Annotated in this window: 17 protein-coding genes and 1 pseudogene; 11 read left to right on the forward strand and 7 right to left on the reverse strand. The window is 72.2% G+C overall.

The features are described 5' to 3' along the window. Nucleotides 1–79: 79 nt before the first annotated feature. Complete coding sequence (locus ACZ4VW_RS17985) at nucleotides 80–1,630, forward strand: FadD3 family acyl-CoA ligase (protein ID WP_467963363.1); 1,551 nt, start codon at nucleotides 80–82, stop codon at nucleotides 1,628–1,630. A 391-nt stretch (nucleotides 1,631–2,021) separates the two neighbouring features. Here the strand turns inward: ACZ4VW_RS17985 and ACZ4VW_RS17990 are convergent, their stop codons facing one another. After that, a complete protein-coding gene (locus ACZ4VW_RS17990; protein WP_467963365.1) occupies nucleotides 2,022–2,225 on the reverse strand; it encodes a hypothetical protein in 204 nt (67 codons plus the stop codon). A 218-nt stretch (nucleotides 2,226–2,443) separates the two neighbouring features. Continuing rightward, nucleotides 2,444–5,428: an SARP-family global regulator AfsR gene (gene afsR / locus ACZ4VW_RS17995; RefSeq protein ID WP_467963367.1), complete on the reverse strand. Its 2,985-nt coding sequence runs from the start codon at nucleotides 5,426–5,428 to the stop codon at nucleotides 2,444–2,446. Between the two features lie 153 nt (nucleotides 5,429–5,581). Here afsR and ACZ4VW_RS18000 point away from each other — a divergent pair, with 153 nt between their 5' ends. The 7 genes from ACZ4VW_RS18000 (at nucleotide 5,582) to ACZ4VW_RS18030 (ending at nucleotide 15,123) form a co-directional block, all read left to right on the forward strand. Continuing rightward, nucleotides 5,582–6,802 (forward strand): amidohydrolase family protein, encoded by a 1,221-nt coding sequence (locus tag ACZ4VW_RS18000; protein WP_467963369.1) that lies wholly within the window; start codon nucleotides 5,582–5,584, stop codon nucleotides 6,800–6,802. A 112-nt stretch (nucleotides 6,803–6,914) separates the two neighbouring features. Further along, a complete protein-coding gene (locus tag ACZ4VW_RS18005) occupies nucleotides 6,915–7,835 on the forward strand; it encodes an LLM class F420-dependent oxidoreductase (protein ID WP_467963371.1) in 921 nt (306 codons plus the stop codon). A 15-nt stretch (nucleotides 7,836–7,850) separates the two neighbouring features. After that, a complete protein-coding gene (locus ACZ4VW_RS18010) occupies nucleotides 7,851–8,612 on the forward strand; it encodes an SDR family NAD(P)-dependent oxidoreductase (protein ID WP_467963373.1) in 762 nt (253 codons plus the stop codon). A 108-nt stretch (nucleotides 8,613–8,720) separates the two neighbouring features. Further along, a complete protein-coding gene (locus ACZ4VW_RS18015) occupies nucleotides 8,721–9,845 on the forward strand; it encodes an LLM class flavin-dependent oxidoreductase (RefSeq protein ID WP_467963375.1) in 1,125 nt (374 codons plus the stop codon). Nucleotides 9,846–10,098: 253 nt separating this feature from the next. After that, on the forward strand, nucleotides 10,099–11,826 hold the full coding sequence (locus ACZ4VW_RS18020; protein WP_467963377.1) for an N-acyl-D-amino-acid deacylase family protein: 1,728 nt from the start codon (nucleotides 10,099–10,101) through the stop codon (nucleotides 11,824–11,826). Then, complete coding sequence (locus ACZ4VW_RS18025; RefSeq protein ID WP_467963379.1) at nucleotides 11,823–13,280, forward strand: aldehyde dehydrogenase family protein; 1,458 nt, start codon at nucleotides 11,823–11,825, stop codon at nucleotides 13,278–13,280. Before ACZ4VW_RS18020 ends, ACZ4VW_RS18025 begins: the two co-directional genes overlap by 4 nt. 271 nt (nucleotides 13,281–13,551) lie before the next feature. After that, nucleotides 13,552–15,123 (forward strand): APC family permease, encoded by a 1,572-nt coding sequence (locus tag ACZ4VW_RS18030; RefSeq protein WP_467963381.1) that lies wholly within the window; start codon nucleotides 13,552–13,554, stop codon nucleotides 15,121–15,123. A 90-nt stretch (nucleotides 15,124–15,213) separates the two neighbouring features. On the opposite strand, the gene ACZ4VW_RS18035 is transcribed toward ACZ4VW_RS18030, so the two are convergent. The 4 genes from ACZ4VW_RS18035 to ACZ4VW_RS18050 form a co-directional block, all read right to left on the reverse strand. Then, entirely contained in the window at nucleotides 15,214–15,432 is a 219-nt protein-coding gene (locus ACZ4VW_RS18035; RefSeq protein ID WP_467963383.1) for a hypothetical protein, read from the reverse strand. A 174-nt stretch (nucleotides 15,433–15,606) separates the two neighbouring features. After that, nucleotides 15,607–16,353 carry a GNAT family N-acetyltransferase gene (locus tag ACZ4VW_RS18040; protein ID WP_467963385.1) on the reverse strand — a complete coding sequence of 249 codons (747 nt, stop codon included), beginning with the start codon at nucleotides 16,351–16,353 and terminating at the stop codon, nucleotides 15,607–15,609. A 22-nt stretch (nucleotides 16,354–16,375) separates the two neighbouring features. After that, nucleotides 16,376–16,804 carry a nuclear transport factor 2 family protein gene (locus tag ACZ4VW_RS18045; protein WP_467963387.1) on the reverse strand — a complete coding sequence of 143 codons (429 nt, stop codon included), beginning with the start codon at nucleotides 16,802–16,804 and terminating at the stop codon, nucleotides 16,376–16,378. A gap of 17 nt (nucleotides 16,805–16,821) precedes the next feature. After that, on the reverse strand, nucleotides 16,822–17,613 hold the full coding sequence (locus ACZ4VW_RS18050; RefSeq protein ID WP_467963389.1) for a hypothetical protein: 792 nt from the start codon (nucleotides 17,611–17,613) through the stop codon (nucleotides 16,822–16,824). A gap of 97 nt (nucleotides 17,614–17,710) precedes the next feature. On the opposite strand from ACZ4VW_RS18050, the gene ACZ4VW_RS18055 reads away from it, so the two are divergent. Next, complete coding sequence (locus ACZ4VW_RS18055; protein WP_467963391.1) at nucleotides 17,711–18,244, forward strand: GNAT family N-acetyltransferase; 534 nt, start codon at nucleotides 17,711–17,713, stop codon at nucleotides 18,242–18,244. Nucleotides 18,245–18,308: 64 nt separating this feature from the next. On the opposite strand, the pseudogene ACZ4VW_RS18060 reads toward ACZ4VW_RS18055, so the two are convergent. Then, nucleotides 18,309–18,707: pseudogene (locus ACZ4VW_RS18060) on the reverse strand (CehA/McbA family metallohydrolase); the annotation flags it as partial. A gap of 86 nt (nucleotides 18,708–18,793) precedes the next feature. Here ACZ4VW_RS18060 and ACZ4VW_RS18065 point away from each other — a divergent pair. Then, the gene (locus ACZ4VW_RS18065; protein WP_467963393.1) at nucleotides 18,794–19,627 is read left to right on the forward strand and encodes an LLM class F420-dependent oxidoreductase; all 834 of its coding nucleotides are present in this window, start codon (nucleotides 18,794–18,796) and stop codon (nucleotides 19,625–19,627) included. A 256-nt stretch (nucleotides 19,628–19,883) separates the two neighbouring features. Next, a complete protein-coding gene (locus ACZ4VW_RS18070) occupies nucleotides 19,884–22,490 on the forward strand; it encodes a bifunctional FO biosynthesis protein CofGH (protein ID WP_467963395.1) in 2,607 nt (868 codons plus the stop codon). Nucleotides 22,491–22,577: the final 87 nt, after the last annotated feature.

Here is a 22,577-nt window from a genome sequence, read left to right on the forward strand (position 1 = left end):
ATCGCGAGCTGCTGACAGCGCGTCAGGCTACAGCTAATCTGACGGATAGTCAGCTACGGGTGCGGTGGGAGGGACGACAATGCGCGGTGACCTGGAATGGGGCTCGATAGCGGGCCTCGTGCGCTCGGCGGCCGAGCGGTACGGGACGGCGGAGGCGGTGGTCGACGGCCGCACCCGGATCTCGTACGAGGAGCTGGGCGAGCGCGTCGAGCGCGCGGCGGCGGCCTGTCTGGCGGCGGGCGTGGAGCCCGGCGACCGGGTCGCGATCTGGGCGCCGAACACCCTGGACTGGATCGTCTCGGCGCTCGGTGCGGTCACGGCGGGAGCCGTGCTCGTCCCGCTGAACACCCGCTTCAAGGGCACGGAGGCGGCGTACGTGCTGGCCAGGTCCCGGGCGAAGCTGCTGTTCATCACGGGGACGTTCCTGGGGACCTCGTACGTCGCCTCCCTGCGTCGCGCGGAGGTCGAACTGCCCGACCTGGAACGGGTGGTGGTGCTCGCCGACGCCGCGCCCGAGGACTACACGACCTGGAAGGACTTCCTCGCGGAGGGCGAGTCCGTCTCCTCGGCGGAGGTCCGCGCACGGGCGGCCGGCCTCTGCCCGGGCGACCCCTCGGACATCATCTACACCTCGGGGACGACGGGCGCCCCGAAGGGAGCGGTGATCACGCACGGCCAGACGCTGCGCTGCTACGGGATCTGGGCGGACCTGGCCGGCCTGCGGGAGGGCGACCGCTATCTGATCGTGAACCCCTTCTTCCACACCTTCGGCTACAAGGCCGGGATCATCGCCTGTCTGATGCGCGGGGCGGTGATGGTCCCGCAGTCCGTCTTCAACGTGGACACCGTCCTCGCGAACATCGCCGCCGAACGCATCTCGGTCCTGCCGGGCCCGCCGACGCTGCACCAGTCGCTCCTCGACCACCCCGCCCGGTCCTCGTACGACCTCTCCGCGCTGCGCCTGGTGGTCACGGGCGCCGCGGTCGTTCCCCTGCGGCTGGTCGAGCGCCTGCGCGGCGAGCTGGGGGTCGGCACGGTCCTCACGGCGTACGGCCTCTCCGAGGCGAGCGGCATCGTCACCATGTGCCGCAGGGGCGACCCCGCCGACGTCGTCGCGACCACCTCGGGCCGTCCCATCCCGGACACGGAGGTCCGCCTCTCGGCCGCGGGCGAGATCCTGGTGCGCGGCCATCACGTGATGAGCGGCTACTTCGAGGACCCGAAGGAGACGGCCCGGGCGATCGACGCGGACGGCTGGCTCCGCACGGGCGACGTGGGCGTCCTGGACGAGGCCGGCAACCTGCGGATCACGGACCGCATCAAGGACATGTTCATCGTCGGCGGCTTCAACGCCTACCCGGCGGAGATCGAGCAACTGCTCGGCCTGCACCCGGACATCGCCGACGTCGCGGTCATCGGCATACCGGACCCGCGCCTCGGCGAGGTGGGCAAGGCCTTCGCGGTGCGGCGGGCGGGCGCCCGGGTGACGGGCGACGACCTCATCGCCTGGGCGCGGCGGGAGATGGCGAACTACAAGGTGCCGCGGGAGGTGGAGTTCGTGGCGGAACTGCCGCGGAACGCGAGCGGGAAGGTGGTGAAGGGAGTGCTGAGGTCACAACCTCGTCCCTGACCGGAGGAACATCGGCTTCCAGCCGGCTGCGCCCGCCACGACCCGCTGGGATCGTCCCCTCCTCCGCCTCCCTCTGGAGCTGCCGGTGTCGTCGCCCGAACTCTTCCTCACCCTGACTCCTCAACAGGCCGCGACGGGCGTGGTCGTCCCCGTCACCCGGGGCGGGGACGGCCGCGCCGGCGGCCATCGGTGCCGACACACGGAGGAGGGGCTGGGCAGAAGCCCAGCCCCTCCGTCGTGCGTCCGGTCGCGGCGCGCCGCGCCCTGTCCGCCGAGTTCCCCCCCCGGGCTCTGCGGACGTCCCCCGAGCGCCGTCGCTTCGGCCCCGGACATGTACGGCTTCGGCGGCTCCCCCGTCGGTGTCGCCGAAGCCGTCCCCCGTGGGGAAGGTTCAGCCCTGGGTCGGCTTGAACGGCTCCGACGTGGCGTGCTGGTCCAGCGTGCGGATGTCTCCGCCGGTCGCGTGCTGGTCGAGCGTGGTGATGCCGCCGCCCGTGGCGTGCTGGTCCTGGGTGGTGACGGGAGCTTCTTCCGTGCCCGTGGCGTGCTGGTCCTGAGGCTTCAGTACGGGCTCGGTCTTGAGCGGCTCGGTCATGATGAGTCCCTCCCTTGTCGTTGCGGAGCAGTTGGGTCTGTCGTGCCCGGCCGGCTGCTCCCCCGTGGGCGGCCGGCCGGGCCTGTCAGGGCCGTTCACCTTAGTGCCTGGGGGTGACGGCCTCACCGTGACCCGCCTGCCCCCCGACGCGACGGATCGATGAGATGAGCATGGCGCCCGGTGATAAACGTTCGATGAACGTGCAGACGGTGGCGCTCCTACGCGGCGGCGGAGGGTGCGAGCAGGGACCGGAGCGTCTCCGCCTCCGGGGAGTCCAAGCTCTCGTGGACGGCGAGCGCGTCACGCCAGCAGACCTGCGCGCGGCCGTTCTGGCCGAGACGGCTGAGCGCCTGACCGAGCACGGTGAGGACGTTCGCACGGCGCCATTCCCCGCCGATGCCGTTCAGCACGGCGAGTGCTTGCTCCGCCATGGCCGCGGCCTGCGCCGGGCGGTGAGCCGACAGTTCGAGCTCCGCGATCCGGTAGAGAGTCATGCCCTCCCAGAGGTGCTGACGACTGTCCTGGAAGACGGCCAGCGCCTCCCGCAGTGCCTCGGAGCCAAGCGCGTACTGCCGGGCTTCGGTCAGGGCGAGCCCCAGCGCGTAGCGCCCGTTCGCACCGCGCAGCGAGTGGCCCATCGAGTCGTAGATCGCGATTCCGCGTTCTGCCAGGGAGATGGCGCTGGTGATCCGCCCCATCGCGAGGTGGATGCGCGAGAGGTTGCACAGCGCGCTCGCTTCGCTCGGGCGATTACCGTCCGCCTGGAATTCGTTGATGGCCTCGGTCAGGTGCTGCTCGCCGTCGAAGTGCCGGTTCTGGTAGATGGCGATGATGCCGCGGGCGTTGGCCGCCCAGGCGACGGTGAGTCTGTCCCCGGTGCGGGCAGCCAGCCGGGCGGCGAGATCCGCGTCGCGGTCGGCGTCGTCGAAGCGTCCCGTGTGCGCGTGGACGTTGCTCAGCGCCATCAGGCCGCGGGCCTCCGCGTACTCGTCGCCGACCGTCCGGATGGCCTCCCACAGTGCGGTGGCCACTGACTCGTACTGCTTGGAATTGGCACCGGACTCACCCAGATCGATGGCCGCCCACAGCAGATCCACCGCCCGACGCAGCGTCCCCTCCGACCCCGCCGACTGCCGCACGCACGCCAGCAGACAGTTCGCCTCGCGGTACAGCCAGTCCTGTGCCGCGTGGCGGTCCGTGAACGTCAGTCCCTCGTACGCCGTGGGCTCCAGGTGGTCGACCAGGCGGTCGCCCGGGCGCTCGATCGCGTAGACCCTCGCCGCCGTCGCCAGGTAGAAGTCCAGCAGCCGCGACAGCGCCCGCTCCCGCTCCCCCGGCGGCTGCCCGTCGCTCCCCCGGCCTTCGTCATGGGTGACCCCCACGCATGCACGCGCGTAGAGGCGCACCAGATCGTGGTAGCGGTAGCGGCCCGGAGCCGCCGATTCGAGCAGGGAGGTGTCGACCAGGGCCTCCAGGAGGTCCTCGGTGTCCTGGACCGGCAGGTCCAGGACGGCCGCCGCCGCCGCGAGGGAGATGTCCGGGCCGTCGGGGAGACCCAGAAGCCGGAAGGCGCGGGCCTGGGCCGGCTCCAGCTGGCCGTAGCCCAGCTCGAAGGTGGCCTTGACCGCGAGGTCGCCCGCCTGGAGCTCGTCCAGGCGGCGGCGCTCGTCGGCGAGCTTCGCCGCCAGGACCGCCACCGTCCAGGTGCGCCGCGCGGCCAGCCGGGAGGCGGCGATACGGATCGCCAGCGGGAGGAAGCCGCACGCGGCGACCACGTCGAGGGCCGCCTCGCGTTCGGCGCAGACGCGTTCGGCGCCGACGATGCGGGTGAAGAGCTGGAGCGCCTCCTCCGGCGACATGACGTCCAGGTCCACCAGATGCGCCCCCGCCAGGTCCACCATGCGGATCCTGCTGGTCACCAGGGCCGCGCAGCCCGCCGTGCCCGGCAGCAGGGGGCGGATCTGGGCAGCGTCCCGGGCGTTGTCGAGCAGCACCAGGATGCGGCGGCCGTCGAGCGTCGAGCGGTACAGCGCCGCGCGCTCCTCCAGCGAGTCCGGGATGGCGGAATCCGGCGTTCCCAGGGCGCGCAGGAAGGCGCCCAGGACCGTCTCCGGCGCCGCCGCGCGGGCCCCCGTGCCCTGGAGGTCGACGTACAGCTGCCCGTCGGGGAAGTGCGGGCGCGCCTCGTGCGCCACGTGCACGGCGAGGGTCGTCTTGCCGACGCCGCCGATGCCCGCGAGCGCCGAGACGGCCATCACGGAACCCTCCGCCGTGGCCAGCCGGCCGCCCAGCTCCCGTACGAAGGAGTTGCGGCCGGTGAAGTCGGGGACCGTGGCCGGGAGCTGTGCGGGCCGGGCCACGACGGACGCCGGCGCGGACTCCTCGACCGGCCGGGCCAGTTCGGCGTCCGCCCGGAGGATCCGCTGCTGGAGCCGGGAGAGCTCGGGACAGGGGTCGACGCCCAGCTCGTCGGCGAGGAGCCGGCGGGTGTCCGCGTACACGGCCAGGGCCTCCGCCTGCCGGCCACCGCGGTAGAGGGCCAGCATCAGCAGTTCCCGCAGGCGCTCCCGCAGCGGGTGCGCGGCCGTCAGCGCGGTGAGCTCGGAGACGGCCTCCGCGTGGGCGCCAGCCTCCAGGTCCATGTCCAGACGCGCTTCCAGAAGCTGGAGGCGCCACTCCTCCAGCCGGGCGCGCTGGGTCTCGGCGTACGGCCCCGGGACGGACGCCAGGGGCTCGCCGTCCCACAGGGCGAGCGCCTGCGCCAGCCGGGCGCGCGCCTCACCGCGGTCCCCGGCCGCCCGCAGCTTCTCCGCCTCGGTGGCCAGTTCCTGGGCGACGTGCACGTCCACCACACCGGCCGGGACGCGGATCGCGTAGCCGCCGGCGTCGCTGACCAGAACCCCGGGGTCGAGGACCTTGCGCAGCCGCGAGGCGTACGTCCGTACCGCGGCCAGGGCCTGCGAGGGCGGGTCGTCGCCCCAGATGGCGTCGATCAGCTCCGAGGCCGTGGCCGTGCGCCCGTCGCGCAGCAGGAGCGCGGCGAGCAGCGCCCGCTGCTGCGGGGAGCCGGACGGCAGGGCCGCGCCGTCGCGCCAGGCGCGGACGGGTCCGAGCACGCCGAAGCGCAGGTCGTTGCCGACAAAGTCAGGACCTGTCAACGGAGCACGCTGCTCCGGAACTCGCGGGCCGTTCTCACGGTCCATAGCTCCCCCTGCCCACCGCTGGTTTCGCCCAAGACAGTCTGCCTTGTCCGGAGGGGACACGTCAGCATCGGGTGACTGTCTGCACAAGTCCTGCCACAGATTCGGCCGACCAGTGAGCTGACGGGTCGTCAGATCAGCGCTACCGTGACAGGCATGGAGACCTTCCCGAAGATCATCTCGGTGGACGACCACACCGTGGAGCCGCCTCACGTCTGGCGGGACCGGCTCCCGTCCAGGTACCGCGACACCGGACCCCGGGTCGTCCGGGCACCCCTGAAGGACATGACCTTCCTCGGCGGAAAGTTCGCCCCGGTGATGGGGGCGAAGGGCGACGACGGACCCATCGGCGACTGGTGGGTGTACGAGGACCTGCACCGGCCGCTCACCCGGCTCGACACCGCCGTCGGCTACGACAGGGACGAGATCAAGCTCGAGGTCATCACCTACGAGCAGATGCGCCCCGGCTCGTACAGCGTCCCCGACCGGCTCGCCGACATGGACGTCAATCACGTCCAGTCCGCCCTCTGCTTCCCCACCTTCCCCCGCTTCTGCGGGCAGACGTTCACGGAGGCGGCCGACCGTGAGCTGGGGCTCCTCGGCGTCCGCGCGTACAACGACTGGATGGTGGAGGAGTGGTGCGGACCGGAGGCGCGCGGACGTCTCATACCGCTCACGCTGATCCCCCTCTGGGACGCCGACCTCGCCGCCGCCGAGGTGCGGCGCAACGCCGCCCGCGGGGTCAGGGCCGTCGCCTTCTCCGAGATCCCGCCGCACCTCGGGCTCCCGTCGATCCACACCGACCACTGGGACCCGTTCCTGCGGGCCTGCGACGAGACGGGCACCGTGGTCGCGATGCACATCGGCTCCTCCAGCCGGATGCCGTCCACCTCCGCCGACGCCCCGCCGGCCGTCGGGTCCACCATCACCTTCGCCAACTGCTGCTTCTCGATGGTCGACTGGCTGATGAGCGGCAAGTTCGAGCGCTTCCCGAACCTGCGGATCATGTACGCGGAGGGCCAGATCGGCTGGATCCCCTACATCCTGGAGCGCGCCGACGTGGTCTGGGAGGAGAACCGCGGCTGGGGCGGGGTGGCGGAGAAGGTGCTGCGCCCGCCGTCGGAGCTGTTCACCGAGCACGTGTACGGCTGCTTCTTCGACGACGCCTTCGGGCTGCGGAACCTCGACGCGATCGGGGTCGGCAACGTCCTGTACGAGACGGACTACCCGCACTCCGACTCCACCTGGCCCAAGTCCCGCGAGGTCGGCGAGGCGCAGATGGGCCACCTGGCGCCGGAGGTCGTCGAGCGGATCGTGCGGGGCAACGCGATCGAGCGGCTGGGGCTGACCCCGGAGGGGCTGTGGCCGGGCCCGTAGCCGCCCGCACCCGCACACCCCTTGTCTGATGGCACGTCAGGTACGAGCATGAGGCCGTCCGCTTATACCTGACGGCTCGTCAGGTCGGTTCGACCGAGCAAAGGGGCCCCTCATGGCCGTCTACGGGATGCAGCTCCCGGTCCAGTCGCAGAGCACCCTCTACGCCGAGCCCTGGGAGGCCGCGGCCGGTCCCGCCGACCTGCTGGAGATCGCCCGCACCGCCGACCGGGCCGGCTTCGACTACATCGCGTGCTGCGACCACGTCGCCATCCCGCGCCGTCTCGCCGGGCCGATGGGCACCGTCTGGTACGACCCCGTCGCCACGCTCTCCTTCCTCGCGGCGGCGACCGAGCGCGTCCGGCTGCTCTCCCATGTCGCCGTCGTCGGTCTGCGGCACCCGCTGGTGACCGCCAAGGCGTACGCGACCCTCGATCACCTCTCCGGCGGCCGGCTGGTCCTCGGGGTCGGGGCAGGACACGTCCGGGAGGAGTTCGAGGCCGTCGGGGCCGACTTCGCGGGCCGGGGGGCGGTCCTCGACGAGACGATCGACGCGCTCAGGGCGGCGTTCGGTCCGGAGGAGTTCCCGGAGTTCAGCGGTGAGCGGTTCTCCTTCAAGGAGCTTGGGCAGCGGCCCCGGCCCGCCCAGGAAAGGGTGCCCGTCTGGGTCGGTGGATCCTCGCCCGCCGCCGTGCGCAGGGCGGCGCTCCGGGGCGACGGCTGGCTCCCGCAGGGCGATCCGCGCGAGAAGTTGCCCGCGCTGATCACCCGGCTGAAGGACCTGCGCGCCGGGGCGGGGATCGAGGAGCCGATCACCGTCGGGGCGATCGTCGAGCCCCTCTACGTCGGCCGGGCCGGCTGGGACGTCGGCCGGCGGACGCTGACCGGCGAGCCGGAGGCCCTCGCCGCGTCGCTGCGCGCGTACGCGGAGATGGGCGTGGACCAGGTCCAGGTGCGGTTCCGCTCCCGGAGCCGTACCGAACTCACCGATCAGATGGCCGCCTTCGCCGCCGGGGTGGCTCCGCACCTCCAGTGAAAGAGGAGTACGGACATGGGCAAGCTGGACGGGCGCGTCGTCGTGATCACGGGCGCGGCGCGCGGGCAGGGCGAGCAGGAGGCGCGGCTCTTCGCCGCCGAGGGGGCGCGGGTCGTCCTCGCCGACGTGCTCGACGATCCCGGCGAGGCGCTGGCCAAGGAGCTGGGGCAGGAGCGGGCCGCGTACGTCCACCTCGACGTGACGAGGGAGGAGGACTGGGCGCGCGCGGTCGCGGCCGCCCGGGACCGGTTCGGGCGGATCGACGGGCTCGTCAACAACGCCGGCATCCTGCGCTTCAACGAGCTGGTGTCCACGCCGCTGGCGGAGTTCCAGGCGATCGTGCAGGTCAACCAGGTCGGCTGCTTCCTGGGCATCCGCGCCGTCGCGCCGGAGATCGAGGCGGCGGGCGGCGGCACGATCGTCAACACCGCCTCGTACACGGGTGTGACGGGCATGGCGGGCGTCGGCGCGTACGCCGCCACCAAGCACGCGGTGCTCGGGCTCACCCGGGTCGCGGCCCTGGAGCTGGCGGCCAAGGGGGTCCGGGTCAACGCGGTCTGTCCGGGCGCGATCGACACCCCGATGAGCAACCCCGAGGGCGTGGACCCGTCGGCCACCGCCGAGCTGTACCGCACGCTCGTGCCGCTCGGGCGGATCGGGCGGCCGGAGGAGGTCGCGGCGCTCGCGCTCTTCCTGACCTCGGACGACTCGGCGTACATCACCGGCCAGCCGTTCGTCATCGACGGGGGCTGGCTGGCCGGGGTGAGCCTCTTCTGACTGATCCTGACGTGCCGTCAGGTATTGACGCCCCCGCCGGGCGGTGCGAAAGTCGGGCACATCGAAAATCTGACGGTACGTCAGAAACGACGAGGACGGTGAACCCCCTTGGAATTCGGGATCTTCGTACAGGGATACGTCGGCAAGCGCGCCGAGACCGATCCCGAGGCCGAGCACAAGGCGCTGATGGAGGAGACCGAGTACGTCATCCAGGCCGACAGGTCCGGGTTCAAGTACGCCTGGGCGTCCGAGCACCACTTCCTGGAGGAGTACTCGCACCTCTCGGCGAACGACGTCTACCTGGGCTACCTCGCCCACGCCACCGACCGGATCCACCTCGGCTCCGGCATCTTCAACCCCCTCGCGCCGGTGAACCACCCGGTCAAGGTCGCCGAGAAGGTCGCCATGCTCGACCATCTCTCCGAGGGCCGATTCGAGTTCGGTTCGGGGCGCGGCGCGGGCTCCCACGAGATCCTCGGGTTCATGCCGGGCATCACCGACATGAACCACACGAAGGAGATCTGGGAGGAGACGATCGCCGAGTTCCCCAAGATGTGGCTCCAGGACGAGTACCCCGGCTTCCAGGGGAAGCACTGGTCCCTGCCCCCGCGCAAGATCCTGCCCAAGCCGTACGGGAAGTCCCACCCGGCCATGTGGTACGCCGCCGGCTCCCCGTCCTCGTACGCCATGGCCGCGAAGAAGGGGCTCGGCGTCCTCGGCTTCAGCGTGCAGAAGGTCGCCGACATGGAGTGGGTCGTCGACTCCTACAAGACGGCGATCAAGGAGGCGGTCGCCGTCGGGGACTTCGTCAACGACAACGTGATGGTCACCTCGACCGCGATCTGCGCCGAGACGCACGACAAGGCCGTCGAGATCGCGGTGAACGGCGGGCTCAACTACCTGCAGTCCCTGCTCTTCCGCTACCACGACACCTTCCCGCGGCCCGAGGGCGTCCCGGAGTGGCCGGAGCTGCTGCCGGAGTACAGCGCCGAGATCATCGAACTCCTCATCGCGGAGGAGCTGATGATCTGCGGCGACCCGGATGAGGTCCTGCGCCAGTGCAAGCGCTGGGAGCAGGCCGGAGCGGACCAGCTCTCCTTCGGGCTGCCGATCGGGGTGTCGTACGAGGACACGATGAACACGATCAAGCTGATCGGTGAACACGTGGTCCCGAAGATCGACACGGACCCGGTCCACCGCACGACCCGCTTCCGGCGGCAGGCCGGGGAGTAGGGCCCCGTACCGAGGCGGTGTCTTCCCGGACCGCCGCCTCGTCCGGCCCCGGTCGGGGACGTCGTAGCCGCGGCCGGCTACCGCGTCCCCGGCCGGGGCATGTCCGGTCCGCTGCGGGCCGGCGCTCCGCCGGGGGCCACGGACGAAGTCCGCGGGGGAGGAGCGGGCCGGGCACCACCCGCAAGGCCGCGCAGCGCTCCGTGGGCCTGACCCCGGTCTCCGCGCTGAGCTCCCGTACGAAGGAAGGGAACCCATGCTCGACCACCTGATCAAGGGCGCCACCGTCGTCGACGGGACCGGCGCCCCCGCTCGCGTCGCCGACATCGGCATACGCGACGGGCGGATCGTCCTCGCCGAGCCCGGCGCGGCCGCCAGGATTACCGAGGACGCCACCGGTCTCGTCCTCACCCCCGGCTTCGTCGACCCCCACACCCACTACGACGCCCAGCTCTTCTGGGACCCCTTCGCCACCCCCTCCATGAACCACGGCGTCACCACCGTCGCCGGCGGGAACTGCGGCTTCACCCTCGCGCCCCTCCACCCGGACCGGCCCGAGGACGCCGACTACACCCGCCGCATGATGTCCAAGGTCGAGGGCATGGCCCTCACGGCCCTGGAGGAGGGCGTCGACTGGAGCTGGTCCTCCTTCGGCGAGTACCTCGACGCCCTCGAAGGACGCATCGCCGTCAACGCCGGCTTCATGGTCGGCCACTGCGCCCTGCGCCGGTACGTGATGGGGACCGACGCCGTCGGCGGGCAGCCCACCGAGAAGCAGCTGTCCCGCATGGTCGCGCTGCTCCACGACGCGATGGACGCGGGCGCCTGGGGCCTGTCCACCACCCAGTCCTCCACCCACTCCGACGGCGACGGCGCCTCCGTCGCCTCCCGGCACGCCACCCCCGCCGAGCTGATCGCCCTCTCCCGGGCCGTCGGCGAACATGAGGGCACCCAGCTCGAAGCGATCCTCGCCGGCTGCCTCGACCAGTTCTCCGACGAGGAGATCGACCTCTTCGTCGACATGACGGCGGTCGCCGGAAGGCCCCTGAACTGGAACGTCCTCACCATCGACGCCACCGTCCCCGAGCGCGTCCCGCGCCAGCTCCTCGCCTCCGAACGCGCCCGCAAGTCCGGCGGCCGGATCGTCGCCCTCACCATGCCGATCCTCACCCCCATGAACATGTCGCTCGGCACCTTCTGCGCCCTCAACCTCATCCCCGGCTGGGGCGAGATCCTGGGCCTTCCCGTCCCCGAGCGGATCGCGCGGCTGCGCGACCCCGCCACCCGCGCCGAGATGCTGCGCCGCGCCGACTCCAAGGAGGCCGGCGTCTTCCGCCGCCTGGCGGACTTCGGCCGGTACGTCATCGGCGACACGTACTCCGAGGAGAACCGGGGGCTCACCGGACGGGTGGTCCGCGACATCGCCGTCCAGCGCGGGCAGGACCCCTTCCAGTGCCTCGTCGAGATCTGCGCCAACGACGAGCTGCGGACCGTGCTGTGGCCCATGCCCACCGACAACGACCCGGCCTCCTGGGCGCTGCGCCGCGAGACCTGGGAGCACGAGGACGTGATGCTGGGCGGCTCGGACGCCGGCGCGCACCTGGACCGCATGTGCGGCGCCCCGTACACCACACGCTTCCTCGGCGACTGTCTGCGCGGCCGGAAGCTCCTCCCCCTCGAGCGGGCGGTACGGATGCTCACCGACGACCCGGCCCGGCTGTTCGGGCTCCGCGAGCGGGGGCGGATCGCGGAGGGCTTCCACGCCGATCTCGTCCTCTTCGACCCCGAGCGGATCGACGCGGGCCCGGCGACCCTGGTGCACGACCTGCCCGGCGACAGCCCCCGGCTCGACTCACGGGCGATCGGAGTCGTGTCGGTCCGCGTCAACGGCGTGGAGACCATCCGCGACGACGAGGTGACCGGGGCGATCCCCGGCCGGGTGCTGCGCTCGGGCCGCGACACGAGGACGGTGGCCACCCGGTGAGCCAGGACCTCTTCATCGGCGGCGAATGGGTCGCGCCCGAGGGCGGCCACTACGAGGTGGTCAATCCGGCCACCGAAGGGGTCGTCGGCCTCGCGCCCGAGGCTTCCCGCCGGCAGGTGTACGACGCGGCGGGCGCCGCCCGGGCGGCCTTCGCGACCTGGTCCCGTACGACACCAGAGGAGCGCGCCGCCGTCCTCGACCGGGCCGCGGACCTGATGGCCCGCGACGCCGACGCGAACACGGCCCTCGCCCAGGCGGAGACCGGGGCGACGACCGGCACCGCGCGCGGGATGCAGGTCGCCGTCGGCGCCGCCCGCTTCCGCCGGTACGCGCGCGGGGCCCTGGAGCCGGTCGAGCAGGCGCTGCCTCCACAGATCAACGAGGCCGGGCCGATGGGCAGGGCGGGGGTCTTCGGCGCGGTGGCGGTACGCCGCCCGGTCGGCGTGGTCACCTGCATCACCTCGTACAACAATCCCTGGGCCAACCCGGCCGGCAAGATCGCCCCGGCGCTGGCGATGGGCAACACGGTGGTGGTGAAGCCCGCGCCGCAGGACCCGCTCTCCGTGTACGCGATGGCCCGCGCCCTGGCGGAGGCGGGGGTGCCGCCGGGAGTCGTCAACGTCGTCACCGGCACGAGCACCGCCGTCGGCGAGGCGGCCGTCGATTCCCCGGACGTCGACATGGTCTCCTTCACCGGCTCGACGGCCGTCGGGCAGCGCATCGGCGAGGTCTGCGGGCGGGAGCTGAAGCGGCAGCTGATGGAGCTGGGCGGCAAGGGCGCCGCGCTGGTCTTCGACGACGCCGACCTGGACTCGGCGGTGGCGGGGATCGCCACCACCTTCGCCTTCTACAGCGGACAGATCTGTACGGCCCCGACCCGGGTGCTCGCCCAGCGCGGGATCTACGAGCGGCTGGTCGAGAAGCTGGCCGGCTGTCTGGCCTTCATGAAGGTGGGGGACCCGACGGCACGGGGCACGGTGGTCGGGCCGGTGATCTCGGCGGCCCACCGCGACCGGGTGGAGTCGTACATCGCCCTCGGGCGGAAGGAGGGCGCCCGGGTCGTCGCGGGCGGCGAGCGGCCGTACGTGGGCGACGGACGCGGCTTCTACGTGGCGCCGACCCTGCTCGCGGACTGCACCAACGACATGCGGGTGGTCCGGGAGGAGATCTTCGGCCCGGTCGTCGTGGTCGTCCCCTTCGACGAGGAGGAGGAGGGGGTCGCGCTGGCGAACGACAGCGACTACGGGCTCCTCGACTACGTCTGGTCCGGCGACGTGGCCCGCGCATTCCGTATCGCGTCCCGGCTGCGGGCCGGTGGCGTCGGGGTGAACACCGTCGGACGGAACATGGAGGCGCCGTTCGGCGGGTTCAAGAAGAGCGGTGTCGGGCGGGACGTGGGCTCCTACGCCCTGCATGCGTACAGCGAGACGCAGGCGGTGGTGTGGCCAGGCTGACCCCCCGCGCACGGCCCGGCGGGCCCCTGCCCGCACGGCTCCGAAAAATGGCACGGGAAAATTTGGAAACGGACATTCAGGGCAGTGCTGCGATTCCCGCATAGCGGACGGCTTCTGAGACGCCTACCAATCGGTCGGTTCCGACCGGTGGTCGATCTTTCAATCAATGCCGAGAGGGGCGTTACGGCCTCTCAATGCAAGGCGAAGATCGGTGAACGTCCCGGAGGCTGATCTTCCGGATGTGGAAACCGCAGCACTTAACGTCCTGTTCATGACTCAGGTGGAAGCACGGCCCCAGGCCGGAGACACGGTAAGGGGCGTCAACGCCCCGGACGGCACGCAGGGTGTACGCAGCAAGGGACTCGGCGGGAACTCCGTCGGGCTGATGGGCAGTGCCGTCATCGGCATCTCGACCGTCGCCCCCGTCTACTGTCTGACCTCCACGCTCGGCTCCACGGCCGGCGAGGTCGGACTCCAGATGCCCGCGATCTTCCTCGCGGGCTTCCTCCCGATGCTGCTCGTCGCCTTCGCGTACCGAGAGCTCAACCGGGCCATGCCCGACTGCGGCACCTCCTTCACCTGGACCGTGAAGGCCTTCGGCCCCAAGATCGGCTGGATGTGCGGCTGGGGCCTCGTCATCGCGACGATCATCGTGCTCTCGAACCTGGCCGGCGTCGCGACGTCCTACTTCTGGCTGCTCGCCGGTGAGGTCACCGGCAGTGAGTCCGTCGCGGCCCTGGACGACAACAAGGCCGTCCACATCCTCACCTGCCTGGTGCTCATCGCCATCGCCACCGCGATCAGCTACCGCGGCATGACCGCCACCAAGGGTGTGCAGTACGCCCTCGTCGGCCTGCAGCTCGTCGTCCTCGCGCTCTTCGTCGCCATGGCCTTCCAGAAGGCCGGCAGCGGTGCCTTCGACACCGGGCTCTCCTTCTCCTGGTCCTGGATGAACCCGTTCGCCGTCCAGTCCTTCGCCGCCTTCACCGCCGGCCTGTCCCTCTCGATCTTCATGTACTGGGGCTGGGACGCCTGCATGGCGACCAACGAGGAGACCACGGGCAGCACCAAGACCCCCGGCCGCGCCGCGCTCATCGCGATGGTCGTCCTGGTCGGCTCCTACCTCGCCACCGGCGTCGCCGCGCAGATGGCCGTCGGCTCCGGCGACACCGGCCTCGGCCTCGCCAACCCGGAGACCTCCGACAACGTCTTCGCCGCCCTCGCCGGACCGGTCATGGGCCCCGCCCTCGGCGTCCTGCTCTTCATCGCCGTCCTCGCCTCGGCCGCGGCCAGCCTCCAGACGACGTTCATCCCGGTCGCCCGCACCGTGCTCGCCATGTCGGCGTACGAGGCGCTCCCCGCCTCCTTCGCCAAGGTCCACCCGCGCTTCAAGGTCCCGGGCAAGGCCACGATCATCGCGGGTGTCGCCACCGGCGTCTTCTACACGGTCATGACGCTGGTCAGCGAGAACGTCCTGGTCGACACGATCTACGCGCTCGGCCTGATGATCTGCTTCTACTACTCGCTGACCGCCTTCGCCTGCGCCTGGTACTTCCGCAAGGAGCTCTTCCGCTCCGGCCGGGACTTCGTCTACAAGGGTCTGTGCCCGGTCCTCGGCGGCCTCATGCTCACCGCCGTCTTCGGCAAGACGCTGTACGACATGTGGGACCCGGCCTACGGCAGCGGCTCGTCCGTCCTCGGCGTCGGCTCGGTCTTCGTGATCGGTGTCGGACTGCTGCTGGTCGGCCTGGTGATCATGTTGGTGATGCAGCGCAGGAGCCCCGCGTTCTTCCGGGGCGAGGTGCTCACCAAGGAGACGCCGTCGCTGGTCGTCGCGGACTGACCGACGACCGTACGACCCCCTGAGTCACAGACGCCGAGGTGGCGGGACCGGAAAGGTCCCGCCACCTCGGCGTTTTCGTGGGCCCCGCCCTCAGTGCCCGGGCAGGAGCCCGGCGGCCGCGTCGGCGGCCGGCACGGCGGCGGCCGCGTCGACCGGCTTCCCCTCGGGGTTCAGGACGCCGCTCAGCGGTACGACGGAGGGGAGGTGGGCGTTGCCGAGGTCGGCGGCGTCCGCGACGGCGGAACCGGCGGCGCCGATGCTCCCGACCACGGCGAGTCCGGTGAGGGCTGCGGTGAGGATCTTCTTCATGCCCGCTCCAACGAGCGAACGTGTCGTGGGTGCCGCGGAGGCCCCTGGCGGGCGGTGCGGGAGGCAGCCGCCGGCGTGCGATCGGGCCCCTGGCGGGCGCTTGGTGACGGGCGGGCGGGCGGTGCGGAAGCCGCACGGCAGAGGTCCGCCGCCTCCGGTGGTCCCGCGGGATCCTCAGGAGGCCGGTTCCGCGATCAGTGCGGTGCCGATCGTGCGGAAGCCGAGCCGCGCGTAGAGGCGGGCCACGGACTCGTCGGTGGCCGACAGGAAGACGGTCTCCACGCCCCGGGCACGGGCGTCGGCGACCAGCGCGGCGGTGACCGCGAGGCCCAGGCCGCGGCGGCGGGCGTCCGGCAGGGTGCCGACGGCCACGACCTCCGTGACGGTCCCGACCGGCTGGTGCTGCCCGGCGGACAGGGCGGTGCCGGAGGCGTCCACGGCGGCGGCGAGGCGGGTGAGGCCCGCCTCGAGCCGGGCCGTGAGCTGCGGGACGGCCTCGGGCGAGGCCGGGACGCCGAAGGCGGCGTACGGAACGGCCGCGGCCGACGGCAGAGCGGGATCGCCCGCGTCCACGATCCGTACGGTGACGTCCTCGGGCACCGTGATGGCCTCGCCCGCGCCGTCGAGGACCATCAGCGGGTGCTCGTGCACCACGAGCCCGCTCTTCTCCACGGCGGCCCGCAGCCCGGGCGTCGTCTCCGCCACCCACTCGAAGGCCTCGGGCACCCCCAGCTCCCGCTGCCGTCCCCGGACGCGGACCACGTCGACGAGGGAGATCTCCCCGGAGTGCCCGAGCGCGGGCCGCGCGTAGTACGGCCAGCCGTCCCCTTCTCGTACGAACAGGGTCAGCGGCCCGAACTCCTCGGCGTGGGCGGCGGATCGGGGCACGGCGTCGTAGTACGTCTCGAGGCGCTTCAGCATGTCCGCCATCCAAGCAGGCGGGCTACGGAAGCACAGGCGGATTTCCCCGCGTCCAGACGATGCGCAGATCGGCCCGGGACAGCCGCCAGCCTCCGGCGGTGCGGACGAGCTCGTTCTCCGTACGCCCGCCGGAGACGAACAGCCCGCCGTCGCCCGCGAGGACGTGCGTGGAGAGCTGGTTGCCGAACAGCGTGGCGCGGTCGCCGTCCACGTCGATCAGGTAGTCCGAGCCGATGTGCAGGGTCCGGTCGAAGAGCCCCATGGCTCCGCGCACGGTGGCCGTCACGGCGTCCCGCCCGTGGACGTCGCCCGCGGGGGTGGAGGCGGAGGCGTCCTCGGTGAAGAAGGAGGCCGCCCAGGCCGCGTCGAGCGGCCCGCCGTCGTCGAGGGAGCGGAGGTAGCGGTCGAAGAGACGGGTGATGGCGGCGGTGTCAGCGGTGTCGGTGTTCATGGGACGAGCCTCGTACCTCAACCTTGGTCGAGGTCAAGGATCTTGAGGGAACACGTCTCCCCGGTGATCGCGTCCCGGGCCCGGAGCGCGGCCGCGAGCAGGGTCTCGTCGATCAGCGTCTCGCCGTACCGAGTGGGGTCGTTGGACGGGATTCGGTCGGGGCGGTCGACGATCCTCAGCACGGCCGGGAGCGCTGGCCGGGCGTGCGGGCCGAGGGCGGCGAGCGCGTCGAGGAAGTCCTCACCGACCGCCTGGTCGTGGAGCCGCCGCGTGAGCAGCGCGAGCAGCCGGGGGAGTGAGGAGGGCCCCGCGTGGCGGAACCAGAGGGGCGCGCACCGGGCCTGGGTGGCGTTCGGCCACCGGAACGTCAGGTTGTAGAGCTGGGCGGCCTGCCGGAAGGTCAGCGGCCCGGCGTCGAGCAGGGCCCCGAAGATCTCGGGGGCGGGTCCCAGCCGGGTGAGGCCGACCGGCCGCGCGGCGAGCAGCGCGGTGGCGGACTCGGGGGAGTGGACCGGCCCGATCCGGCGGCGACGCCCGTACCGCACGGGCCCCGGCGGATGACCTGCCGCCGCGAGCAGCCCGGCGTGCACCCGGCACGCCTCGGCCGACAGCCTCGCCGTCGAAACGGCGTCCAGGACGTCGGCCCGCAGCTCTGGCAGGTCCAGCAGCCGCAGCAGGTCGGGCAGCAGCTCGACGGGCGCGCCCCGCCAGTCGTGCAGCGCCTCGTGCAGGGCGGCGACTCCGGCGCGCGGATCGGTGACCAGCAGGGCACGGCCCCGGCGGTACGTCTCCTGTTCGGTCACCGGCACGGGCTCAGCCTGACATGTGCCTGTCGTCGTGGCGAGCGCCTGGCCGTCCCCCTGACCGGGGGGCGGGCGGACGGGCGTGGTGAGGGACGATGGAGTCATGACCGAGATCCACACCCCCCGCCTTCTCCTCCGCCGCTGGACCGACGACGACCTCGTCCCCATGGCCGAGATCAACGCCGACCCCGAGGTGATGCGCTGGATCGGCGACGGATCCGTGCGGGACCTGGAACAGACCGCCGAGGACATCGAGCGGTGGGAGGAGGAGTGGGACGAGGAGGGTTTCGGGCGCTTCGCCGTCGAGCTGCTCGGGTCCGGTGAGCTGATCGGCTTCGCCGGTCTCTCCGTGCCGGAGCACCTGCCCGAGGCGGCGTCGGAGGTCGAGATCGGCTGGCGGCTCGGGCGGCCCTTCTGGGGTCAGGGGTACGCCTCCGAGGCCGCGCACGCCGCCCTGGAGTTCGCGCTCCAGGACCGGGGCCTCGACCGGGTGATCGCCATCGCCCACATCTCCGACACGGCCTCCGAGAACGTCCTGCGCAAGCTCGGCATGACCCCGGAGCGCGACACGAACCACCCGGTCTTCGGCGTCCCGCTGCGCGTGCACGCCATCGACCTCAGCGAGTACCAGGGCTGAGTCACCCCTCCCCGTCGAGGAACACCGGGTTCGTGAAGGCCGCCGGCGCACCCGGCAGCGGCGGCAGCGGACCCGCGACATAGCCGGGGGTCGCCGCGTCGGCGCGCAGGAAGAACTCCCGGCGCGCCCCGCCCGACCAGCCCCGGAAGCCCTTGCCGCCCAGCTCGGTGCCGCGCTGGTCGAAGATGCCGATGTCCAGGGCGTTGCCCTGTGTGCCGGCGGGCACGGCCGGTCTGTCGTACGCGTAGGAGACATGGATCTCGCGCACGCCGCGGGGTATCTCGACAGGCAGGTACACGAAGTCGGGGGAGCCGGGCGGCAGCGTGCCGCCGACCGTCTCCGTACGGTCGCCGCCGCGGGCGTCCGCCTCGGCGAAGCTCACACCCGCCCAGGTGACGGCGGAGGCGGCCGAGGTCACGAGGAGCGTGCGTCTGGTCGGTTCGCTCATGTCCGGCACCCTCATAGAAAGCCGTGAACTTCCCGACAACGCAAGAAGCCTGACGCGTCGAACCTCTCGGAAATCCCCGTTCCACCGCCTACCGTGCCGCTATGCGGATCTCGACCACGATCTTCCTGACCGACGAGACCATCACGCCCGTGCGGCTCGCCCGCGAGCTGGAGCAGCGCGGCTTCGCCGGCCTCTACCTCCCGGAGCACACCCACATCCCCGTCGAGCGGACGACCCCCTACCCGGCGGCGGGCGCCGAACTGCCCCCGGAGTACGGCCGGACGCTCGATCCCTTCGTCGCCCTCGGCCAGGCCGCCGCCGTCACGGAGCGGCTCGCGCTCGGCACGGGCATCACGCTGGTCACCCAGCACGATCCGATCGCACTCGCCAAGCAGATCGCGACGCTCGACCACCTCTCGGGCGGGCGCTTCACCCTCGGCGTCGGTTTCGGCTGGAACAAGGAGGAGGCCGCCGACCACGGGGTGGAGTGGGCGACGCGGCGGGAGCTGAGCCGCGAGCGGACGGCGTTGATGCGGGCCCTGTGGGCGCCCGAGCCGACGGCGTACGAGGGGAAGTTCGGGGTCTCGGTGCGCGCCTCGTACGCCTGGCCCAAGCCGGCCGGCGGCGCCCCGCGCACGCTGCTCGGCGGGGCGGCGGGCCCGAAGCTCTTCGCGCACATCGCGGAGTACGCGGACGGCTGGATGCCGATCGGAGGACGTGGCCTGTCGCAGTCGATGCCGGTGCTCCAGGAGACCTGGGAGCAGGCCGGCCGCGACCCGAAGACCCTCCAGGTCGTCCCGTACGCGGTCCTCCCGAACCCCGGCAAGCTGGCGCACTACGCCGAGCTGGGCTGCGAGGAGGTCGTGCTGCAGCTGCCGCCGGGGGACGAGGCGGAGGTGCTGGGCGTCCTGGACGACTACGCGCGGTACCTCTGAACCGGCCCCACCCGTCATGTCGCCCCGGCGAGGGGCTCCGCCTCCTCGTCGGGCGGGCCACAAGACGGTGCCGCCGAAGTCCTCGTCCGTGGGGATGCTGCCGCCCTCACCGTGCCCGACGAGCCGGCCGCCGTGACGCACGACGATGTCGTGGAAGCCGCCGCCCATCGCCCGGCGAGACGTCGTTCCGGGAAGCCGCGGATGGCGGGACCGAGTACGCGTACTCAATGCCGCGGGCCGCTCGTATGCTCGGTCCATGACGGATCACCAGGCGGAACGGCCCACCGGACAGCCCACCGGACGGCCCACCGAGAACGCCATGCGCCGCGCCCTCAAGCGGGCCAGGGACGGCGTCGCGCTCGATGTCTCCGAGGCCGCCGTGCTGCTCCAGGCGCGGGGCGCCGACCTGGACGACCTCGCCGCCTCCGCCGGGCGCGTGCGGGACGCGGGCCTGGCGGCCGCCGGGCGGCCCGGCGTCATCACGTACTCGAAGAGCGTGTTCATCCCGCTCACCAGGCTGTGCCGGGACGTCTGCCACTACTGCACCTTCGTCACCGTGCCCGGCAAGCTGCGCCGGGCCGGCCACGGGATGTTCATGTCCCCCGACGAGGTCCTCGACATCGCCCGCCGCGGCGCCGAACTGGGCTGCAAGGAAGCCCTGATCACGCTCGGCGACAAGCCCGAGGACCGCTGGCCCGAGGCGCGCGAGTGGCTCGACGCGCACGGGTACGACGACACCCTCGCGTACGTACGGGCCATGGCGATCCGCATCCTCGAGGAGACCGGGCTCCTGCCCCACCTCAACCCCGGTGTGCTGTCCTGGACCGACTTCCAGCGGCTCAAGCCCGTCGCCCCGTCCATGGGCATGATGCTGGAGACGACCGCGACCCGGCTGTGGTCCGAGCCCGGCGGGCCGCACTACGGCTCCCCGGACAAGGACCCCGCCGTGCGGCTGCGGGTCCTGGAGGACGCAGGGCGCTCCTCCGTCCCCTTCACCTCCGGCCTCCTCATCGGGATCGGCGAGACGTACGAGGAGCGGGCCGAGTCCCTCTTCGCCCTGCGCAAGGTCTCCCGCGCCTACCACTCCATCCAGGAGCTGATCATCCAGAACTTCCGCGCCAAGCCGGACACGGCGATGCGCGGCATGCCGGACACGGAACTCGACGACCTGGTCGCCACCATCGCCGTCGCCCGGCACATCATGGGCCCGAGCGCCTGCCTCCAGGCCCCGCCCAACCTCGTCGACGAGGAGTACGGACGGCTGATCGGCGCCGGCATCGACGACTGGGGCGGGGTATCGCCGCTCACCATCGACCATGTGAACCCCGAGCGGCCCTGGCCGCAGATCGACACCCTCGCCGAGAAGTCCCGCGCCGTCGGCTTCGAGCTGCGCGAACGCCTCTGCGTGTACCCCGAGTTCGTCGGCCGGGGCGAGCCCTGGCTCGACCCGCGCCTGCTGCCGCACGTCCGCGCGCTCGCCGACCCGGAGACGGGCCTGGCGAACCCGGACGCGCCGGTGCGCGGTCTGCCCTGGCAGGAGCCGGACGAGGCGTTCGCCGCGGCCGGCCGCACCGACCTGCACCGCACCATCGACACCACCGGCCGCACCCACGACCGCCGCGACGACTTCGACGAGGTGTACGGCGACTGGGAGTCGCTGCGCGAGGCCGCCGCCCCCGGCATGGTTCCGCAGCGCATCGACACCGATGTCCGCGAAGCGCTCGCCGTCGCCGCCGACGACCCGACGCGGCTCACGGACGACCAGGCCCTGGCCCTGCTCCACGCGGACGGCCCGGCGCTCGACGCGCTCACCCGTATCGCGGACGACGTCCGCCGGGCGGTGTCGGGCGACGACGTCACGTACATCGTCACGCGGAACATCAACTTCACCAACGTCTGCTACACCGGCTGCCGGTTCTGCGCCTTCGCCCAGCGCCGCACCGACGCCGACGCGTACACCCTCTCCCTCGACCAGGTCGCCGACCGCGCCCAGCAGGCGTGGGACGTCGGCGCGGTCGAGGTGTGCATGCAGGGCGGCATCCACCCGGACCTGCCGGGAACCGCGTACTTCGACATCGCGCGGGCCGTGAAGGCGCGCGTCCCGGGCATGCACGTGCACGCCTTCTCCCCGATGGAGGTCGTCAACGGCGCGACCCGCACCGGGCTCTCGATCCGCGAGTGGCTGACGGCGGCGAAGGAGGCCGGGCTCGACTCGATCCCCGGCACCGCGGCCGAGATCCTCGACGACGAGGTCCGCTGGGTGCTCACCAAGGGCAAGCTGCCCACGGCCACCTGGATCGAGGTGATCACCACCGCCCACGAGCTGGGCATCCGCTCCTCGTCCACGATGATGTACGGGCATGTCGACCAGCCCCGCCACTGGCTCGGCCACTTCCGCACGCTGTCCCGGATCCAGCAGGAGACGGGCGGCTTCACCGAGTTCGTGACGCTGCCCTTCATCCACACCAACGCCCCCGTCTACCTCGCGGGCATCGCCCGCCCGGGCCCGACCGTCCGCGACAACCGCGCGGTCACCGCCATGGCCCGGCTCCTCCTCCACCCGCACATCCCCAACATCCAGACCAGCTGGGTGAAGCTGGGCGCGGAGGGCGCCGCCGAGATGCTGCGCTCGGGCGCCAACGACCTCGGCGGCACGCTGATGGAGGAGACCATCTCGCGAATGGCGGGCTCCGGTTACGGCTCGTACCGCTCGATCAAGGACCTCGTCGCCATCGCGGAATCGGCGGGCAGGCCGTCCCGCCCCCGTACGACGCTGTACGGCGAGGTCCCGGAGGAGCGGGTCCGGACCGCGACGGCCTCGGACGGGCACCTGCCGGAGCTGCTGCCGGTGCTGGGCGACTGACGGACGCCGTACGGAACCCCGTCGGCGCCGGCCACCGTGGCCACGGTCCGCGGGGTCGTCCGCACGCGCGGCAGACCCCGGTGAACT

It is taken from the genome of Streptomyces sp. NPDC029139, from assembly GCF_055564335.1.

Bases quoted from the DNA above. Each gene is read 5' to 3' on its own strand.
- ACZ4VW_RS18040 (WP_467963385.1), bottom strand. From the start codon at position 16,353: ATGCTGAAGCGCCTCGAGACGTACTACGACGCCGTGCCCCGATCCGCC.
- ACZ4VW_RS18005 (WP_467963371.1), top strand. From the start codon at position 6,915: ATGGCCGTCTACGGGATGCAGCTCCCGGTCCAGTCGCAGAGCACCCTC.
- ACZ4VW_RS17985 (WP_467963363.1), top strand. From the start codon at position 80: ATGCGCGGTGACCTGGAATGGGGCTCGATAGCGGGCCTCGTGCGCTCG.
- ACZ4VW_RS18065 (WP_467963393.1), top strand. From the start codon at position 18,794: ATGCGGATCTCGACCACGATCTTCCTGACCGACGAGACCATCACGCCC.
- afsR (WP_467963367.1), bottom strand. From the start codon at position 5,428: ATGGACCGTGAGAACGGCCCGCGAGTTCCGGAGCAGCGTGCTCCGTTG.
- ACZ4VW_RS18020 (WP_467963377.1), top strand. From the start codon at position 10,099: ATGCTCGACCACCTGATCAAGGGCGCCACCGTCGTCGACGGGACCGGC.
- ACZ4VW_RS18030 (WP_467963381.1), top strand. From the start codon at position 13,552: ATGACTCAGGTGGAAGCACGGCCCCAGGCCGGAGACACGGTAAGGGGC.
- ACZ4VW_RS18035 (WP_467963383.1), bottom strand. From the start codon at position 15,432: ATGAAGAAGATCCTCACCGCAGCCCTCACCGGACTCGCCGTGGTCGGG.
- ACZ4VW_RS18010 (WP_467963373.1), top strand. From the start codon at position 7,851: ATGGGCAAGCTGGACGGGCGCGTCGTCGTGATCACGGGCGCGGCGCGC.
- ACZ4VW_RS18045 (WP_467963387.1), bottom strand. From the start codon at position 16,804: ATGAACACCGACACCGCTGACACCGCCGCCATCACCCGTCTCTTCGAC.
- ACZ4VW_RS17990 (WP_467963365.1), bottom strand. From the start codon at position 2,225: ATGACCGAGCCGCTCAAGACCGAGCCCGTACTGAAGCCTCAGGACCAG.
- ACZ4VW_RS18055 (WP_467963391.1), top strand. From the start codon at position 17,711: ATGACCGAGATCCACACCCCCCGCCTTCTCCTCCGCCGCTGGACCGAC.
- ACZ4VW_RS18000 (WP_467963369.1), top strand. From the start codon at position 5,582: ATGGAGACCTTCCCGAAGATCATCTCGGTGGACGACCACACCGTGGAG.
- ACZ4VW_RS18070 (WP_467963395.1), top strand. From the start codon at position 19,884: ATGACGGATCACCAGGCGGAACGGCCCACCGGACAGCCCACCGGACGG.